This is a genomic window from Streptomyces sp. Q6, assembly GCF_036967205.1.
GTDB lineage: Bacteria > Actinomycetota > Actinomycetes > Streptomycetales > Streptomycetaceae > Streptomyces > Streptomyces citrinus.
Genome location: NZ_CP146022.1, coordinates 2449708 through 2467317, shown reverse-complemented (window position 1 = coordinate 2467317; position 17610 = coordinate 2449708). Strand labels below are relative to the sequence as shown.

The window sequence follows — 17610 nt, the reverse complement described above, 5'->3', positions numbered from 1 at the left end:
CCGCGGCCGCTACGCGTCCCGCAGCGTGCGGCAGTGCGCGATGAACGCCGTCAGCGCCAGCTCGAACGCCGCGTCCGCGCGGCCCTCGGGAACCGCCGCCAGCGCCTGTTCGAGCAGCGGCGTCGCGACCTCCTCCGTGAGCTCCCACATGGTCTCCGGCGCCGCCATGTCGAGGGCCGAGCCGAGCACCGTGTTCTCCAGGGCGATGATCACCGGCATCGTGTCCGCGAGCGCGAACCCCGCGTCCAGGAGCAGCGCCACCGCGAGCTCGTACTGCGCGAGGACCCGCGGCGCCCGCACCGGGTTGGTCGTCAGGAGCGGGATCGCCTTCGGGTGCGCGGCGAACGCGGCGCGGTAGGAGCGGGCCCACGCCGCCAGCGCCTCGTCCCAGGGCAGCCCGGCGGCGAGCGGGCCCGGGTCGATCGCCGAGGCCACCCGCTCGCGCAGCAGTTCCACGATCCCGTCCCGGCCGTCCACGTGGTGGTACACCGAGCCCGTCTGCACGCCGAGCCGCCTGGCGATCCGCGGCACGCTGAACTCGCCCGCCTCGTCGACGAGTTCGAGCGCCGTCGCGGCGATGCGCTCCCGGTCGAGGAGCGGCTTGCTCGGCCTTCCCATCCCCTGTGTTCTCCCGTCCCGCCCGTGCGCGTCCGCGAGACGGGTCTTCCCGTCCGCCCAACGGGAGGTTACATTGCGGAAACCGAAAGCCTTTAGGTTTACGCCTCGCACGTCCCCCGCACCCCTGCCCGACCTCTGTCCGTCCCCGCACGTCCTCTGTCCGTCCCCGCACGTCCTCTGCCGCTTCCGCCTGTCGCCAGAAGGGCTCACCGCCGCATGTCCGTGACCTCCCCGAAGACCACCGCGCCGAGCGCCGCGCCCGGCCTGCGCACCGGTTCGCTCGGCACCGCCGACATCTCGTTCTTCGTCGTCTCCGCCGCCGCCCCGCTCACCGTCATGGCGGGCGTCGCGCCGATCGCCATCGCCCTCGGCGGCATAGGCGCCCCCGCCGGCTACCTCCTCGCCGGTCTCACGCTCGCCGTCTTCGCCGTCGGCTTCACCACGATGAGCCGCCACGTCACCGGCGGCGGCGCGTTCTACGCGTACATCACGCAGGGACTCGGCCGCCCCGCCGGCATCGGCGCCGCGCTGCTCGCGATGATCGGCTACAACGGCATGGAGATCGGCGTCTACGGGCTGCTCGGCTCCGCCACCCAGGACACGGTCCACGCCCTGTTCGGCGCCGACATCCCCTGGCTGCCGGTCTCCCTCGCCGGGCTGCTGCTCATCTGGTACGGCGGCTTCCGCTCCATCGACTTCGGCGCGAAGGTCCTCGGCGTACTGCTCGTCGCCGAGACCGGCATCCTCGTCCTCCTCGCCGGCGGGGTCCTGCTCAAGGGCGGCGCGCACGGCCTGTCGGCGGCGTCCTTCGCGCCGGACAACGTGCTCGTGCCCGGTACGGCGGCCGTCCTCGCCTTCGCGTTCGCCGCGTTCACCGGGTTCGAGTCGACCGTCATCTACCGGCGCGAGGCCCGCGACCCGGACCGCACGGTGCCGCGCGCCACGTACATCGCCGTCGCCTTCCTCGGCCTCTTCTACGCCTTCACCGTCTGGATCGCCATCCAGTCCTTCGGCGACGCGGCCGTCGTGAAGGCGGCGGGCTCCGACCCGGCCGGACTCTTCTTCACGGCGATCACGACCTTCGTCGGCGGCTGGGCGGCCGACCTGATGCACGTCCTGATCGTCACCAGCGTCATCGCCTCCCTGCTCGCCTTCCACAACGCCATCAACCGGTACGGCCTGGCACTCGCCGACGAGGGAGTCCTGCCCCGCGCCTGGGGACGCGTCCACCCCAGGCACCGCTCCCCGTACGTCGCCGGGGCCGCGCAGACCGTGCTCGGCGCGGCCGTCGTGATCGGCTTCTGGGCGGCGGGCGCGGACCCGTACAACCAGCTGCTCCTGTGGGTGAACACGCCGGGAATGGTGGGCCTGATGGCGCTGCAACTCCTCGCGGCGCTGGCCGTGCCGTTCTTCTTCCGGCGGATCACGCACACGGAGGGGGTCGTGCGCACCGTCGTCGCGCCGGTCGCGGCGACCCTGCTCCTGGCGGCGGCGATCTGGCTGGTGGTCACCCACATCGACCTCTTCACCGGAGCGTCCCCCCTGGTCAACACCCTCCTGATCGCCGTGTCCCCCGCGGTCTTCGTCCTGGGCCTCGCACTGGCCCAGCGCCTGAAGCGCTCACGCCCCGAGGTGTACGAGAAGTTCGGCCAGTAGCGCGCGAAGCCGCGCGCGACCGCCACGAAGCCGCGCCCGCCCCCGAGCGATCACCCCACAGACGAGCCATCCGGAACGGAGCCGCCCGACCATGACACCCCCCGCCGACCTCCTCCTCACCCACACCCACGTCCGCACCCTCGACCCCGCCCGGCCGGAGGCGACCGCCGTCGCCGTCGCCGACGGGCGCGTCGTCGCGGTCGGCGAGACGGACGACCTCGTACGCGAGTGGACCGGCCCGCGCACCGAACGGCTCGACCTCCGCGGAGCGACCGTCACGCCCGGACTCGTCGACTCCCACAGCCACCCCGTGTGGGGTCTGCACATGGCGACCGGCGCCGACCTCACCGCCGTACGGGACCTCGACGCGCTGCGGGCGGCCCTGCGCGGCGCCGCGCGGATCGACGGCTGGGTCGTCGGCTGGGGGCTCGACCACAACGCGTTCGGCGGGCGGCCCGTCCACCGCGACCTGATCGAGGACGTCCTGGGCGGCGCCCCGGCCTTCCTGCGCCTGTACGACGGCCACTCCGCCCTGGTCAGCGGGGCCGCCCTGGACGCCGCGAGGATCACCGGGCCGCGCACGTTCGCCCAGCGCTCCGAGATCGTCTGCGACGCCGAAGGCCGCCCCACCGGGCACCTCGTCGAGCACGCCGCCATGGAGCTCGTCGAGCAGGCCGTGCCCCGGCTGTCGTACGAGGAACGCCGCACCGGCCTCGTCGAGCTCCTGAACGGCATGGCCGCCACCGGCCTCACCGCCGCCCACGTCATGGACGGCGCCGACCTGGAGCTGCTCGCCGCCGTCGAGGCGGACGGCGACCTGCCGCTGCGGCTCACGATCTCGCCCTGGTGCATGCCCGGCGTCGACCGCGAGGGACTCGACGAGCTCGTCGCGCTCCAGCGGCGCCACGGCCGCGCCTGGCGCGTCGGCGGCGTCAAGTTCTTCATGGACGGCACCGTCGAGGGCGGCACCGCCTGGCTGGAGCACGCGGACTGCCACGGGCAGGGCACCGACGCGTTCTGGCCCGACCCGGCCGCGTACAGCGACGCCGTGCGCCACCTGCACACCGCCGGGGTGCGCACCGCGACCCACGCCATCGGGGACGCCGCCGTACGGCACGTCCTCGACACGATCGAGGCGCTCGGCCCGAGCGGCCGCGGCGCGCACCGCGTCGAGCACATCGAGACCGTCCCGGACGACACGCTCCCGCGGTTCGCCGCGCTCGGCGTCGCCGCGTCGATGCAGCCGCCGCACACCGCGTACACCAAGGACGACCGCAGCGACGAGTGGTCGAAACGGCTCGGCGACGAGCGGGCCGCCCGCGCCTGGCGCACCCGCGACCTGCGCGACGCCGGAGCCGTGCTCGCCCTCGGCTCGGACTGGCCGATCGCCCCCTACGACGTACGGAAGGTGCTCGCGACGGCCCGGGTGCCGCGGGGCGCGGCCGGACCGGCGCAGGGACTGACCGGGCTCGAAGCACTCGAAGGAGTGACCTCGCACGCGGCGCTCGCGGCGGGGAGTCCGACCGGGGCGGCCGCATCGCGGTCGGCCTGCGCGCCGACCTCACCGTGCTCGGCCTCGACCCGGTCACCGCCGGCCCCGACGAGGTCGCCGAGGCGCCGGTGCGGCTGACGGTGACCGACGGACGCGTCACCTGTCGAGGGGAGTGAGCTCCAGGGGCGGACCCTGCGCCACCGTGCGCGGCAGCCGGTACGGCAGCGCGCCGTACCAGAGCCGCGCCACGGTGAAGCCGAACGCCAGGCAGAGCATCCCGCCCACCGCGTCCAGCCAGAAGTGGTTCGCCGTCGCCACGATGACCACCAGCGTCGCCACCGGGTAGAGGAGCCCGAGGACCCGCACCCACGGCACCGAGGCCAGCGCGAAGATCGTCAGTCCGCACCACAGCGACCAGCCGATGTGCATCGACGGCATCGCCGCGTACTGGTTCGACATGTTCTTCAGGTTGCCGGACGCCATCGACCCCCAGGTCTGGTGCACGGCGACCGTGTCGATGAAGCGCGTCCCCGACGCCGGGTCCATCAGACGGGGCGGCGCCAACGGGTAGAAGTAGTAGCCGACGAGGGCGACCGCCGTCGTCGCGAAGAGGACGAGACGCGTCGCCGCGTAACGGCCCGGATGGCAGCGGAACAGCCACACCAGCACACCGAGCGTGACCACGAAGTGCAGGGTCGCGTAGTAGTAGTTCATGCCGACGATGAGCCAAGTCACCGAGTCCACGGCATGGTTGACGCTCTGTTCGACGGCGATCCCGAGGTGGTGCTCGAGCTTCCAGATCCAGTCGGCGTTGTTCAGCGCCTGGGTCTTCTGCTCCGGGACCGCGTTGCGGATCAGGGAGTACGTCCAGTAACTCACCGCGATCAGAAGGATCTCGAACCAGAGCCGGGGACGCCGCGGTGTACGAAAGCGGTGCCCGACACGGTCCTCCGCGATGGGTGAGGTGGTGGGCCCCTGTCGGCCTTCCAGTGTCGTCACGGTCGTTTCACCCATAGGCACAGAGTCTGCCAGATATCGGCTCTTCGTCCGATCATCCCTCGGGCGGGTTGGAGCCGCATCCGCTACACCCTAAGGACGAGGCCGGACCCCAGGGGACGAGGCCGTGGAACCCCGGACCACGAGCTCCGGCATGAACACGAATTCACTCTGGGGAGCGGGTGTCCCACCCATTTCCTCGAGGAGGGTGTGGACGGCCGCCTGACCCATCGCGTGCACCGGCTTGCGGATCGTGGTCAGCGGTGGATCGGTGAACGCGATCAGCGGCGAGTCGTCGAAACCGACGACCGAGACGTCCTTCGGGACGTCGAGGCCGCGCTCGCGCACCGCCCGGACGGCACCCAGTGCCATCATGTCGCTGGCGCAGACGACCGCCGTGCAGCCCCGGTCGAGCAGCGTGGACGCCGCGGCCTGGCCGCCCTCCAGCGTGTACAGCGAATGCTGGACGAGGTCGTGCTCCACCTCGTCGGACGGCAGGTCCAGCAGCTCCTTCGTCGCGCGTACGAACCCCTCGATCTTGCGCTGTACGGGAACGAAGCGGCGCGGCCCCAGCGCCAGACCGATCCGGGTGTGGCCGAGCGAGACGAGGTGCGTGACCGCGAGCCGCGCGGCGGCCCGGTCGTCGGGGGAGATGAACGGCGCCGCTATCGACGGCGAGAACCCGTCCACGAGGACGAAGGGGACCCCCTGGCCGCGCAGCCGCTCGTAGCGCCGGGTGTCGGCCGTGGTGTCGGCGTGCAGCCCGGAGACGTAGATGATGCCGCTGACCCCGCGGTCGACGAGCATCTCGGTGAGCTCGTCCTCCGTGGACCCGCCGGGCGTCTGCGTGGCCAGGACCGGTGTGTACCCCTGCCTGGTCAGGGCCTGTACGACGACCTGGGCGAGCGCCGGGAAGATGGGGTTCTCCAGCTCGGGGGTGATCAGCCCGACCAGGCCCGCGCTGCGTTGGCGCAGCCGCACGGGGCGCTCGTAGCCGAGCACGTCGAGTGCGGCGAGTACGGACTGTCGGGTGGCCGCGGCGACACCGGGCTTGCCGTTGAGCACGCGGCTGACCGTCGCTTCGCTGACCCCCGCTTGTGCTGCTATGTCGGCCAGGCGCGCGGTCACGGGACGCGACTGTACCGGTCACGTGCCGTATTGCCCACTGTCGAGCGCCGAGGGACGGGTTCCGCGGGCGCGCGCGGCGCCGCGCGCATCACCTGGAGAAGTGAAGCTCGTCCAACCGATGCCGTACCGCCCCGTGTCGGCGGTAACTTGGGGAAGCCGCGGGCCGAGGGGGCCCGCCCCGCATGCCCCGAGGCCGCCTCGTGAACGCCATCGCTACGGGTTCCCCGGCCGACCGCAGCAGTACGGTCCTGGTCGTCGACGACACCCCCGCCAACCGGTACGCCATGGGCGCCGTCCTCAGTCGCGCCGGGCACCGCGTCGTCCCCGTCGCCTCCGCGGGCGAGGCCCTCGTCGAACTCGACCTGCGGATGCGGGCCGGCGCCCTGCCCGACGTGGCGCTCGTCGACGTGGGCCTGCCCGACCTCAGCGGGTACGAACTGTGCCGCCGCGTCAAGGCGTTGCCGTCCCTCGCCGGCATCCCCGTCGTGCACTTCTCCGCCCAGCCGTCCGGCACCGACGCCCGCTGCCGCGCCCTCGACGCGGGCGGCGAGGCCTATCTGTCCGTGCCCGCCGAACCGGAGGAGATCCGCGCCGTGGTGCGGGCCGCGCTGCGCGGCGCCCGTGAGCTCACCGACATCCAGGCCCAGTCCGGACGGCTCGTGCTGCTCTCCGAGACCGTCGTCAACGTCCAGGGCGCCCGCTGCCTCTCCGAGCTGGCCGGCACCGCGGCCGACGCGGCGGCCCGGCTCACCGGGCACAGCGCCGCCGCGTTCGTGCTCGGCGGCGACGAGACGCACGCCGGTCTGTCCCGGCGCGGCGCGCCCGCCCCGGCCCCCGGCGCCGTCGAGCGCGAGGCGGCCGCGGCGCTGGTGCGGCGCCTGATGTGCGCCGCCGGCGGGGTGCGCACCGCCCTGGTGCCCGGATCGCTGTGGCCCACGGCGTACTTCGGGCCCGGCGCCGCCCGGCTCGTGCTCGCCCGCACCGGCGAGGGGCACCTGCCCGTGTGCCTGGCCACGCCGGTCTACGAGGACGTGGCCGGGCGGGTCGGCCCGCTCGTGGAGCAGCTCGCCCGCGCCGTCGCGCTCGCCGCCGAACCCCTCGTCATGTACGAGCGCGAGCGCCATGTCGCCCTCACGCTCCAACGCAACTTCCTGCCCGCCGAGTTGCCGCACGTGCCGGGCACCGAGATCGCCTTCCGCTACGTACCGGCGTCCCAACAGGCCGAGATCGGCGGCGACTTCTACATGGGCCTGCACACCAGCGCCGGATTCCTGATGGGCATCGGCGATGTCGTCGGGCACTCCCTCGACGCGGCGACCGTGATGGTCGAGATCCGGCACGCGCTGCGCGCCTACAGCATCGAGGACCCCTGCCCGGCGCGGCTCGTGGGCCGGCTCGACCGGATGCTCCAGCTCTACCACCCCGAGTTCACGGCCACCCTGTGCCTGGCCCTCGTCGACCCGGTCACCGGCCGCACCCACATCGCCAACGCCGGTCACATCCCGCCGCTCGTCGTCCCCGCCCGGGGCGAGGCGCGCTATGCCGTGGCGTCGGGTCCGCTCCTCGGCCTCGGACTGCCGCATCCCACGCCCACCGCGGTCGACCTCGCTCCCGGGGACCGGATCCTCATGGTCACCGACGGGCTCATCGAGACCCGGGGCGTCGACCTGTCCGTGTCGATGGAGCAACTGCGCGACGCGGCGAGCGCGGCTCCACCGGCCCCCGACGCGCTCTGCGACATGCTCCTGTCCCGCTTCGGGCGCGCCCGCGGCGACGACATCGCCCTCATCGCCCTGCGCCTGGCCCCCTCGGCCTCGACGCCCGCGCCCGCTTCCGCCTGAGGGCCGTCCGGCGCGGCCGGCGTGCCGAGGCCGCGTGTCCGCACTGCGGGACGCGAGTTGTGCCGTCGCGGCGATCACCGTCAAGGTGAGCCCTGACAACGCCGCCCACGCACCCGGAGCCCCGCATGCCGCAGATCACCGTCGACCACTCCGCGTCCCTCGACGACCGCCTCGACCGGGCCGGTCTCGCCGGGGCCGTGCACCAGGCCTGTGTGGACGAGGTCGCCGCGCGGATCCCGGCCTGCAAGACCCGGTTCCGGCGCGTCGAGGAGACCGTCGTCGGTGACGGCTCGGCGGACGAGGCCGTCGTGCACGTGGAGATCGCCCTGCTGGCCGGGCGCACCGAAGAGGCCAGGACGGCGCTCACGGAGGCCGTCCTCGCCCTGCTGCCCGCGCACATCAAGGAGCCGGGGGGCGTGCACCTGTCGGTGGAGGTACGGAACCTGGAGCCCGCCTACCGCTCCGCCGTACCGGCGTGACCTGATCCGCCGGGCGGGCCCTGGAGGGGCGCCAGCCGGACGAGCCGCGTCACCAGCTCCGCGAAGGGGCCGTCGGCCGGCTCGTCCGCGAGGAGGTGGCGCAGCAGCTCCGCCATCTCCTCGTCGTAGGCGGCGCTCACGGCGGCGAGCGCCGCGAAGTCGTGGACCAGCTGGAGCTGGAGCTCCTCGCGCGGGATGCGCCGCCCGTCCAGCCAGATCAGGGCCGTCGACTCGGCCAGCGAGATCCAGGAGCGCACCACCAGTTCGAGGCGCGGGGACGGCGTGACGACACCGAGGTGCGCGAGGATCTGGACGTACGCGGCCTGCCGCACGGAGTCGATGAGGGCGTTCGTCGTGGAGGCGGAGCTCATGGAGCAGGCGCCGCCGGCGGAGACCGCGGGGCCGCCGCGCATCAGCGCCGAGAAGCCCGGCCCGTGCTCGTCCACGAAGTCGAAGAACCGGCCCATCACCCGCAGCAGCCGCGCGCCCAGCGGACCGTCCTGCGGCTCCACGAACCGCCCCGCCAGATCCTCCGCCGCACGCTTCAACGCGGCCTCGTACAGGCTGAGTTTGCCCGGGAAGTAGTGGTAGACGAGCGGCCGCGAGATACCCGCGGCCGCCGCTATCTCGTCGATGGAGACCTCGTCGGGGGAGCGCCTGCTGAACAGGTCGAGGGCGACCCCGATCAACTGCTGCCGCCGCTCCTCGACTCCCATTCTGCGCCGTACCCCGGTAGTCATACCGAACACTCTACCGAGCGGATCAGGCCGTACAGCAGGCCGTGCGGCCTACAGGTCGAGCACCAGGCGTTCACCGCGCGCCCGCGAGACGCAGATCAGCATCGAGTCGCCGCGCTCCGAGTCGGTGAGCAGCTCGTCGCGGTGGTCGATCTCCCCTTCCAGGACGCGCTGTTGGCACGTACCGCAGAAACCCTGCTCGCAGGAGTACGAGACGTTCGGCACCTCGGCGCGGACCGCCGCGAGGACCGTCGAGTCGGCGGCCACCTCCACGACCCTGCCGCTGCGCCGCAGCTCGACCTCGAACGGGCCGTTGCCGTCGCCCGCGTTGCGTGGCGTGAATCGTTCGAGGTGCAGGGTGCGTCCCTCGGGCAGAGCCGCCTCGACGGCCGCCATCAGGCCCTCGGGCCCGCAGCAGTACACGGCGGTGCCCGGCGCGGTGGCCGCGAGCGCGCCCGCCAGGTCGGGCCGCCCGTCGGTGTCCTCGGCGACGACCGTCACCCGGCCGCCGTCGGCGTCGAGTTTCGCGAGATCCTCCAGGAACGGCATCGAGGCCCGGCTGCGGCCCCCGTACAGCAGCGCCCAGTCGCCGCCGCGCGCCGCGACCTCACGGAGCATCGGCAGGACCGGCGTGATGCCGATGCCGCCCGCGACGAAGAGGTGGGCGGGCGCGTCCGTGTCGAGCGGGAAGCGGTTGCGCGGTCCGCGCACCTCGACCTCCGCGCCCTCCTGCACCTGCTCGTGCACCTCCCGCGATCCGCCGCGCCCGCCCTCGTCGGCCGGGATCAGCCGGGCGGCGACGGTGTACGACGACGTGTCCTCCGGGTCGCCGCACAGCGAGTACTGCCGTACGAGACCGGAGGGCAGTACCAGGTCGAGGTGGGCCCCGGGCCGCCAGGCGGGCAACTCGTGCCCCTCCAGGCGGAGTTGTACGACGCCGTCGGCTATCTGCTCGTGCCGCGTGACGAGCAGGGTGAGCGCGCGGGCCCGCGGCCGCCCCGAGGTCGGCTCCTCCAGGGCGGGCAGCGGCCACAGCGGGGAGTTCCTGACGCGGCGGCGCAGCGCCCGGCGCACGACGAGCGCGGCACCGGCGACGAGGACGGCCTTGCGGAGGGTGCGGGCTTTCATCGGGCGGCTCCGGTGCGGGCTTCGGCGGCGGTCGCTGCGGGCGAGGTGGCGAGGTAGGCGACGGCCTGGTCCGTGTCGCCCTCCTGCTCGGGGTGGTAACTCCGGCTCAGATAGCGGGGTATGGACCGCACCATCGCCCCGGTCGACGGCAGCACGCCCTGCCGGCCGCTCCGGTGGAAGTCCCTCCAGCCGACCTTGCGGGCCTCGTCGTCGGGGAGCGTCGGGTCGTTCTCCATGAAGAACCGCGTGCCCCGCTGCCACAGGAAGACCAGCGCCGTGAACGCGGTGGCCCAGGTGCGGGCCCGCCGCCGGTAGCTGCCGTCGATGTGCTGGAACAGCTCGAAGGCCACCGACCGGTGCTCGACCTCCTCGGCGCCGTGCCAGCGCAGCAGGTCGAGCATCGTCGGGTCGGCGCCGCGCCGGTCCAGTTCGTCGGCGTTCAGGACCCAGTTGCCGAGGAACGCCGTGTAGTGCTCGATCGCCGCGATCAGCGCGACGCGTTCGAGCAGCCACCACGTGCGCGCCTTGCCCGGCGGCAGGGTCCGGTCGCCGAGCAACTTCTCGAAGAACCAGTCCACTTGTGCGGTGTACGGCGTCGGGTCGAGGCCCTGCTCACGCAGGTGCGGCAGCACCTCGTCGTGCGCCTGGGAGTGCATGGCCTCCTGGCCGATGAACCCGATCACGTCCTCGCGCAGCCGGTCGTCCCGGATGAGCGGCAGGACCTGCTGGTAGACGTGCACGAACCAGCGTTCCCCTGCCGGGAGCAGCAGGTGCAGCACGTTGATGGTGTGCGTCGTGAACGGGTCGTCCGGGAGCCAGTGCAGCGGTGTCTTGTCCCAGGCGAAGGACACCGGGCGTGCCTTCAGCGGGACGCGGCTATTAGACATGGCGTCAATGTACTGACGGGTAGCCCCAGGGGTACACCCCTGGGAACCCACTTTCTTTACATACCTGTCAACAAGCCGACGCGGAGGGATCCGACGAAGCGGTCGGCAAGGCGTCGGGCAAGGCGGCCGGGAGGCGTCAGCGCAGGGTGGACACCTTCGCGCCGTCCGTCGTGCGGCCGGTGAGCGTCACCTGCGCACCCCGCGCCGTCGGCACGGCCAGGACGTTCCCCTGCCCCGTCGTCCCCGCGGCCGTGACCGAGCCGACCTGCTTGCTGCCCGCGGCGACCAGGTACCAGGTCCCGCCCCGCGACTTCCAGCGGACCCCGGCCAGGACCAGCGGGTCGCGGGAGCCGCACGCGGGCGCGTCCTGCGCCTTCGCCGCCACGACCGCCGAGCCCGCCCCGGGCGCCCGGAACAGGGCGAGCGTCCGGGGCCCGCCGCCGCGCCATGTCTCGGCGCGGGTGCACACCCACTCCGCCGTCCCGTTCCCCTCGGGCAGCTCCTGACGCGCGTACGCCCAGGAGTTGACGGAGCGCACCCCGTGCGAGCGCGCCGAGGCGAGCGAGCAGGCGGTCGTGGCCCAGTCGGCGGGCCGGGCCTCGCGGGGCGCGTCCGGGCGGCCGGACGTCAGCTGCGCGGGCACGAGTTCGCCGAGGTCGGTGGAGAGCCGGGTGGCGGCGGAGTCGGTCAGCGCCAGCGCGTTCCACGACGTACAGGTCGAGGAGACGGCCGGGCTCGGGAACGGCGCGGTCAGACCGTCCTTCGTACGGGACAGCTTCAGCGGCGCGGCGTCCGGCTTCAACAGGTCGCGGACGGCCGCGCCGGTGACCCAGGGGGCCGTCAGATAGCGGACGTTGCCGTCCGAGCGGGCGACGACCACCGCGCCCGACTGCGGACCCGCCGCCCCGTCGGTGCGCGCGAAGTCGAGGGCCGCGCCGCTCGTGCCGCTCTCCGGTTCGGCGTAGCGGACGATGCGCAGACCGTCGTAGAGCAGCACGACACGCGCCCGGCCGACCTCGCCCGCGTACAGGAGCTGCGGCGGGCCGGGCGGGGCCCCGGCCGGGGTGCCGGGGTGGCCGAGACCTGGACGGACTCGCCGGGCCGCGCCCACACCGCGAGGGCGCGGCGCAGCAGGTCCCTGTCGCCGGTGAGGGAGCCGCGCGCGGGCCACACGGAGAAGTCGGTGCGGGCCGACGTCCGCCACGCGGTGGGCGCCACCTTCGTCAACTTGCCCGGATCCAGGGCGGCTTGACCCGCCGGGTTGCGGGCGTACGGCGGGGCCGCCGCGCCGTTCGGGCCCCAGCCCTCGCCGGGCAGGCCGAGCAGCGCGCCGCACACGAGGACCGCGGCGGCCGCCGCGATCACCGCCTTCCCGTGCTGGCGGCGGCGCATCAGGTCGGTGGGGCGGGCGTGCAGGGAGCAGGGGTCGAACTCGGGCGACTCCAGGAGCGACACGGCCGGAGCCTGGACGCCGTCGGCCTCGGCCAGCGCGGCGGCCGCCTCCTCGTCGGTACGGCCCGCGTCGGTGAGGATCGCGCGCAGCGCGTCGTCGTCGAGACGCTCCAGTCCGCGCAGCACGTACGCGGCGCGGGCCGGTCCGCTCAGGGTGGACAGCAGCTGGTCCAGGGCGAGTTCGTCGGCGCCGCCCGACTTCGGGAACAGGCGCAGGCCCCACACCTGCGGCAGCAGCGGCGGCAGCTGGGCCCGCTTCGGCCAGGCCGCGCGGCGCAGCGGCAACCCCGCCTCCAGGGCGCTGCACAGCACCCGCAGCCGTACGTACGCGTAGCCGGGGTCGCCCGTGCGGCCCTGGGCGCCGCGCTGGGCGGGCACCAGGGGCGCGGTCGCGGTCCGGCCGCGGGGGAGCGCCCGCTGGGTCACGGAGTGGGCGGTCAGCACGCGGCGGTTGCGGCCGAGGCCCGGCGGCAGCACGAGGTACGCGAGGCGGACCAGGCGGGGGTAGTGCTCGACCAGGGCCGCTTCTGCCTGCTCTACGTCGATCACGTCGGCGCGGGCGGCTCCGCCGGGGGACGGGGACTTGGGTTGCTGCACCTTTGACTGCACGTTCAGCAGAACGAGCGAATCGTGGGATGGTCACCCCGCGCCCTACCGTGACCCGGTCAGCTCCCGGGCGTAGTTCGCCATCGAGCGCCGGTAGCGCGGCAGGTGCGGCGCGAGGGCTTCGAGGACCAGGCCCAGGCCCTCCCGGTCCCGGCCCAGGCTCGACAGGCACAGGGCCAGGCAGCCGCGGACCGCGTCGTCCAACTCGTCGCTCGGCGCGGTCAGTTCGGGCTCCAGAAGTGCTACGCCCTCCGCCGCGCGGCCCGTGTTCCGCAGGGAGCTGGCCAGTTGGATCTTGGTGCGGCGGGCGCGGTAGCCGGTCAGGCCGAGGCGCAGCGCCTCCTCGTACTGCGGGACCGCGAGGTCGGAGTGGCCGGTCGAGTCGAAGGCGCAGCCGCGCTCGAAGGGGCCGACGGGGCTGTCGGCGGGCAGCTCCGCGGCCAGTTCGGCGACGCGCGCGCGAAACCGCTGCGCGTACTCCTCGCTCTCGTCGGACGACGCCTCGAACTCCGCCCACAGGGCGGCGACACGCCGCTCCCAGTCACTGCTCTCGGTGCTCATGGGGCAACAGTCGAAGATCGGCCGCGATCCGTCAACCGTTCCCGGATCACCGCCACCGCCTCGTCCGGCACGCCGAGCCCCTCCCGTACGTACCGCTCGACGCTGCCGTACCGCACCGCCACCTCGTCCTGCGCCGCCCGCAGGTAGCCCGGTGTCACGCCGATCACCGAGAGCGCGGTCTCCGGGTCGCCGCCCTGAGCGGTGAAGCCCTCGACGAGCGGCGCGAAGGCGGCCCGCACCGCCGCGTTCACCGACAGGTACTCGGCCTCGACGGTGGCGTCGTCGGCGCCGAGCAGGGAGAGGATCACCGTCGCGCCCCACCCCGTACGGTCCTTGCCGGCCGTGCAGTGGAACAGGAGGGGGCCCGCGTCGGGCGCGGCGAGTTCGAGGAGCAGCGTGCGGTACGCGGCCCGCGCCGACGCCGTCGACACCAGCGCCCGGTAGGTGTCGGCGAACAGCGCCTCGGCCCGGCCGCCGCCCAGCACCCGCTCGGCCGCCACCGGATCGGCGAGCACCTCCTTCAACTGGGCCGCGGCCGGGGCGACCCCCGCCCGCGCCAGCTGGTCGGCGAGCACGTCGGCGACCAGGTGGCGCACCCCGTCCGGTGTGCGGTCGGGGTGCGCGGCCCGCTCGGCGTCCGTGCGGAAGTCGATGATCGTGCGCAGCCCGAGCGCCGCGACGGCCGGGTCGGCCGTCGGGTCGAGCAGGTCGAGCTGCCCGGAGCGGAAGGCGAGCCCCGGGCGCACCCTGCCGCCGTCGGCCAGCGGGGTGCCGCCCAGGTCACGGAGGTTGGTGACGGTGCTGGCGGGGAGGGGCTCGGCCATGGACGGGACTCCCGTACGGTCGGATATGTGGTGGTTTGTTCCACCCAGTGTCCCACCCGCCCCGCCGGCGACGCCGACGGCTACGTCAGCTGCCACCCGCTGAACTCGACCGTGCCGCGCGTCCCGTTCCCCCCGTTCGTCGCCGTCATGAACAGGCCCACGTCCTGCGTCGCCGCGGCTCCCGGCACCGGCACGGTGGCCACCGTCCGCCAGGTCGTCCCGCCGTCCGTCGAGCACGCGCCCGTGTACGTACCGCCGGAGCGGGTCAGCCGCAGCAGCACGGGCGCCTTGATCCCGGTGATCCGCTTGTACGTGTCGAGGGTGCCGTCGCCGTTCGTGTCGTACGAGAGGACCACCCCCTGGGACGGGGTCACCGACAGGTTCACGAAGCCCCGCGACCCGGGTGTGGCGAGGGAGTCGCGGACGATGATGCCCGCCCGCGCCCACGCGCCCGTGACCGCCTGCGCGTCGACGCGCAGCACCGCCACCGACCCGTCCACGAACCCGCCCTCGCGGTACGCCGTCCCGAACTCCGTCGTGCCCTTCCACAGGTCGGCGCCGCCGCCGTCGATCGCGAAGCGGTCGCCCGACTGCCCGAAGACCGCCGCGTTGTCGCTGTAGGTCTTCCACCCCGCCGCGAGCGGCCCGGCCTCGAAGAGGGTGCCCCTGTGCTCGTACGTGACCCGGTCCTCGCCCGCCGGCCCGTACCGCACGTCGATCGTGTACGGCAGCGGGCGCAGCGGCCGGTCGAGCGGTGTGCCCGGCGCGCTCGCCCGCCACGCCACCGTGCCCTCACCGGCGGGCGGCACGCTCGCGAGGAACGTCGGGCCCTGCGGCTGCGCGTCGATGCCCTTCAGCTCGAAGTCGACACGGCCCGTCGCGCGCAGCCCGTTGACGTTGTGGAAGACGGCCGCCACCCGCGCGTGCCCGCCTGGCGGGAACGCGGGCGGCTCGGCCGAGACCGTGACGGCGCCCTGGTACGGGGCCCGCGCGAGCACGTCCCGCACCCGGGCGGCCGTCCGGTACGCGTCCCCGTACGGGCGCAGCGGATAGTCCTTCCGCTCGCGCGTCCACGGCTCCTCGAACGCGAACCAGTTGACCGCCACCGGCTCCCGGCCCGCCGCCAGCGCGTCGCCCAGCTCGTCGAGCCACTTCTGCCAGCGCGGCAGGTAGAAGTCGGCCATCAGACCGTTCCACTCGCGGTTGCCGTACTCGTGCAGATTGCCCGGATCGGACGTGGCCCGGTCGCCCCACACCGTGATGAGCACCTTCGCGCACCGCTCGAACTCGGCGCGCTCGGCGTCGCTCGTGGCGAGAGCGCGGGCGTCCTGCACCCACGGGCCCAGCAGGAACGCCGGGTGCGTGCCCGTCACCTCGTCCGACAGGCGCATCAGCTTCAGCCACAGCGTCGACAGCGCCGCGAAACCGGCCCGGTCCTTCGCCGCGTACGCCGCCTTCAGCTGCGGCAGGAGCTGCCGGCTGCGGTGCGCGAGGGCCTGCCGCGCCACGTCCACCAGGTCGTACCTGTAGGCCGCGCTGCGCCGCAGATCCCCGGCCACCCCGAGGAGCCCGGTCAGCGCCGCGTCGAAGCGGGCCGGGTCGTAGGTGAGCGCGCGCGGCGCGTAGTAGGCGGCACGGTCGGCGGAGAGGTCCGGGCGCGCCGCGAACAGCGAGTCGTGCGGGTCGGAGCGCTCCACCGCCCTCTGCTGGTACGCCGTCTCGTGCAGCGCCTGCCACGCGGCGCGGGCGTCCTTGTCGCGGCGTCCGTAACGGAAGTCGGCGTACCCCGCGAACCAGGCGGCCCGGTCCAGGTCCCGGTCCAGCCAGGCCAGTTCGGACCAGAGCTCGAAGGCGGCCGGGTCGCGGTCCGTGCCCTCCGGCAGATACGCCGTGCCCGCGAGCGCGCTGCCCGGCTTGTCGCGCCACGCGAAGAACTTCTCCTCCCAGATGTGCGCGCGGGCCCCGATCGTCGTCCGGCCGCCGAAGTTGGGGATCGTGCCGAACGCGTACGGGGTGCCGCCCCAGTCCTTCTCGCGGTCCGTGACGGACGTGAACCGGTCCGAGACCCCGTCCACGATCAGCATCTTCTTCTTGTCGATCGCGTCGATCAGCTCGGGCAGCGGGTTCGCCTCCCAGCCGAGGATCACCCAGGTGGCGCCGGGGCGGTTCTTCTGGAGCGCCGCCTCCACGCCGCGCGCCGCGTCCGGCACCGGCACGTCCCCCGCCGTACCGCCCTCGTGCAGCAGGTCCATCTTGAACGCGTCGATCTCCCCGAAGAGGTCGCGCTGGTGCCCGTAGAACGACTCGGCGACCTGGGCGAAGGACGTGGTGCGCGGGTCGAGCCAGTCGGGCCGCTCGAAGCCGTGCCACACGCCCTGCGGCACGACGTGCGCGTCGCCGCCGTTGCGCTCCACGAAGCCCTCCGGCACGTGCCCGTAGTAGCCGGGCATCACCGGCTTCATGCCCAGCTCGCGCAGCCGGTCCGTGATCCTGCGGCCCAGCTCGGCGCGTTCCGCGATCAGCTCGGGCGAGAGCGGACCCCCGTACCCGGACAGGTTCTGCAACAGCCACCACGGCTGGTGCGAGGGCGCGGGGAGCCAGGCCCGCGACTCCTCGTCGCTGTAGCCGAAGTCCTTGAGGACGCGGTGGTAGACCGCCTCCATACCGGCGATGACCAGCACCTCGTTGCAGCCGTGCAGCGCGAGGATGTCGAGCTCGCGCTCCCAGTACGCCCAGCCGGCGAAGGGCGCCGTGTAGCCGTCGTTCGTGTCGTTGAGCGCGAACCGGTGGGGGAGCGGTGTCGACCGCGCCAGCGGCTTCGCCGGGGCGGGGAGCCGGCCGGGCAGGTCCAGCTGGCTGCCGTTCCAGGCGATGTGCGCGCCGCACACGTACTTCAGATACCAGTGGACCCCGGCCAGGATCACGGCCGGGGTCGTCCCGTACACCTCGACGCGGCCCGCTGTCCCGGAGACCCGGAAACGGTCCGTGCCGTCCTGCGGGGCGAGAAGTCTGAGTCTGAACTGGTCCGCGTGGTGCGGCAGCCGCCGCTTGAGCACGGCGAGCGCCGCGGACGTATCAAGGGCCGGTGCGGCGTGTGCGGCCGGGGCGACGCCCAGGCCTCCCAGGGTCGTACCGAGTCCGATGGCACCTGCCGTGCCGAGAACCGTGCGTCGCGATGGCGCGGACATACGTGGAACCCCCCTGC

At 73.7% G+C, this 17610-nt stretch carries 12 protein-coding genes and 2 pseudogenes; 4 read left to right on the top strand and 10 right to left on the bottom strand.

Features of this window, described 5'->3' with window-relative positions; all coding sequences use genetic code 11:
* Window positions 1-9 precede the first annotated feature (9 nt).
* Window positions 10-618: a TetR/AcrR family transcriptional regulator C-terminal domain-containing protein gene (locus tag V2W30_RS11505; RefSeq protein ID WP_338695891.1), complete on the bottom strand. Its 609-nt coding sequence runs from the start codon at window positions 616-618 to the stop codon at window positions 10-12.
* A gap of 216 nt (window positions 619-834) precedes the next feature.
* Here V2W30_RS11505 and V2W30_RS11500 point away from each other — a divergent pair, with 216 nt between their 5' ends.
* Both V2W30_RS11500 and V2W30_RS11495 read left to right on the top strand, forming a co-directional pair.
* Entirely contained in the window at window positions 835-2274 is a 1440-nt protein-coding gene (locus V2W30_RS11500; protein ID WP_338695890.1) for an APC family permease, read from the top strand.
* A 91-nt stretch (window positions 2275-2365) separates the two neighbouring features.
* A pseudogene (locus V2W30_RS11495) lies at window positions 2366-3942 on the top strand (amidohydrolase).
* Here the strand turns inward: V2W30_RS11495 and V2W30_RS11490 are convergent.
* Together V2W30_RS11490 and V2W30_RS11485 are read right to left on the bottom strand one after the other, a co-directional pair.
* The gene (locus V2W30_RS11490) at window positions 3923-4780 is read right to left on the bottom strand and encodes a phosphatase PAP2 family protein (protein WP_338695888.1); all 858 of its coding nucleotides are present in this window, start codon (window positions 4778-4780) and stop codon (window positions 3923-3925) included. The pseudogene V2W30_RS11495 and the gene V2W30_RS11490 sit on opposite strands and share 20 nt — an antisense overlap.
* A 75-nt stretch (window positions 4781-4855) precedes the next feature.
* Window positions 4856-5890 carry a LacI family DNA-binding transcriptional regulator gene (locus V2W30_RS11485; protein WP_338695887.1) on the bottom strand — a complete coding sequence of 345 codons (1035 nt, stop codon included), beginning with the start codon at window positions 5888-5890 and terminating at the stop codon, window positions 4856-4858.
* Between the two features lie 182 nt (window positions 5891-6072).
* Here V2W30_RS11485 and V2W30_RS11480 point away from each other — a divergent pair, with 182 nt between their 5' ends.
* Together V2W30_RS11480 and V2W30_RS11475 are read left to right on the top strand one after the other, a co-directional pair.
* Window positions 6073-7731 carry a fused response regulator/phosphatase gene (locus V2W30_RS11480; RefSeq protein ID WP_338695886.1) on the top strand — a complete coding sequence of 553 codons (1659 nt, stop codon included), beginning with the start codon at window positions 6073-6075 and terminating at the stop codon, window positions 7729-7731.
* A gap of 125 nt (window positions 7732-7856) precedes the next feature.
* On the top strand, window positions 7857-8210 hold the full coding sequence (locus V2W30_RS11475) for an isomerase (protein ID WP_338695885.1): 354 nt from the start codon (window positions 7857-7859) through the stop codon (window positions 8208-8210).
* Here the strand turns inward: V2W30_RS11475 and V2W30_RS11470 are convergent.
* From V2W30_RS11470 to V2W30_RS11440, 7 genes and pseudogenes are all read right to left on the bottom strand, one after another.
* Window positions 8186-8950, bottom strand: a complete 765-nt coding sequence (locus tag V2W30_RS11470) for a TetR/AcrR family transcriptional regulator (RefSeq protein ID WP_338695884.1) — start codon at window positions 8948-8950, stop codon at window positions 8186-8188. The genes V2W30_RS11475 and V2W30_RS11470 overlap by 25 nt on opposite strands.
* A gap of 48 nt (window positions 8951-8998) precedes the next feature.
* Window positions 8999-10075, bottom strand: a complete 1077-nt coding sequence (locus V2W30_RS11465) for a PDR/VanB family oxidoreductase (RefSeq protein ID WP_338695883.1) — start codon at window positions 10073-10075, stop codon at window positions 8999-9001.
* Window positions 10072-10962, bottom strand: a complete 891-nt coding sequence (locus V2W30_RS11460; protein ID WP_338695882.1) for a metal-dependent hydrolase — start codon at window positions 10960-10962, stop codon at window positions 10072-10074. Before V2W30_RS11460 ends, V2W30_RS11465 begins: the two co-directional genes overlap by 4 nt.
* Before the next feature lie 136 nt (window positions 10963-11098).
* Window positions 11099-13023: pseudogene (locus tag V2W30_RS11455) on the bottom strand (hypothetical protein).
* A 42-nt stretch (window positions 13024-13065) separates the two neighbouring features.
* Window positions 13066-13581 carry a tetratricopeptide repeat protein gene (locus tag V2W30_RS11450; protein ID WP_338695881.1) on the bottom strand — a complete coding sequence of 172 codons (516 nt, stop codon included), beginning with the start codon at window positions 13579-13581 and terminating at the stop codon, window positions 13066-13068.
* Complete coding sequence (locus V2W30_RS11445; protein WP_338695880.1) at window positions 13578-14405, bottom strand: tyrosine-protein phosphatase; 828 nt, start codon at window positions 14403-14405, stop codon at window positions 13578-13580. The genes V2W30_RS11450 and V2W30_RS11445 overlap by 4 nt, the downstream gene beginning before the upstream one ends.
* 80 nt (window positions 14406-14485) lie before the next feature.
* Window positions 14486-17593, bottom strand: a complete 3108-nt coding sequence (locus V2W30_RS11440) for an alpha-N-acetylglucosaminidase (protein ID WP_338695879.1) — start codon at window positions 17591-17593, stop codon at window positions 14486-14488.
* Window positions 17594-17610 lie beyond the last annotated feature (17 nt).

Excerpts from the sequence above, each read along its gene's own strand:
- V2W30_RS11505 (WP_338695891.1), bottom strand. The coding sequence starts at position 618 with ATGGGAAGGCCGAGCAAGCCGCTCCTCGACCGGGAGCGCATCGCCGCG.
- V2W30_RS11500 (WP_338695890.1), top strand. The coding sequence starts at position 835 with ATGTCCGTGACCTCCCCGAAGACCACCGCGCCGAGCGCCGCGCCCGGC.
- V2W30_RS11490 (WP_338695888.1), bottom strand. The coding sequence starts at position 4,780 with ATGGGTGAAACGACCGTGACGACACTGGAAGGCCGACAGGGGCCCACC.
- V2W30_RS11480 (WP_338695886.1), top strand. The coding sequence starts at position 6,073 with ATGCCCCGAGGCCGCCTCGTGAACGCCATCGCTACGGGTTCCCCGGCC.
- V2W30_RS11475 (WP_338695885.1), top strand. The coding sequence starts at position 7,857 with ATGCCGCAGATCACCGTCGACCACTCCGCGTCCCTCGACGACCGCCTC.
- V2W30_RS11470 (WP_338695884.1), bottom strand. The coding sequence starts at position 8,950 with ATGACTACCGGGGTACGGCGCAGAATGGGAGTCGAGGAGCGGCGGCAG.
- V2W30_RS11465 (WP_338695883.1), bottom strand. The coding sequence starts at position 10,075 with ATGAAAGCCCGCACCCTCCGCAAGGCCGTCCTCGTCGCCGGTGCCGCG.
- V2W30_RS11460 (WP_338695882.1), bottom strand. The coding sequence starts at position 10,962 with ATGTCTAATAGCCGCGTCCCGCTGAAGGCACGCCCGGTGTCCTTCGCC.
- V2W30_RS11450 (WP_338695881.1), bottom strand. The coding sequence starts at position 13,581 with ATGAGCACCGAGAGCAGTGACTGGGAGCGGCGTGTCGCCGCCCTGTGG.
- V2W30_RS11445 (WP_338695880.1), bottom strand. The coding sequence starts at position 14,405 with ATGGCCGAGCCCCTCCCCGCCAGCACCGTCACCAACCTCCGTGACCTG.
- V2W30_RS11440 (WP_338695879.1), bottom strand. The coding sequence starts at position 17,593 with ATGTCCGCGCCATCGCGACGCACGGTTCTCGGCACGGCAGGTGCCATC.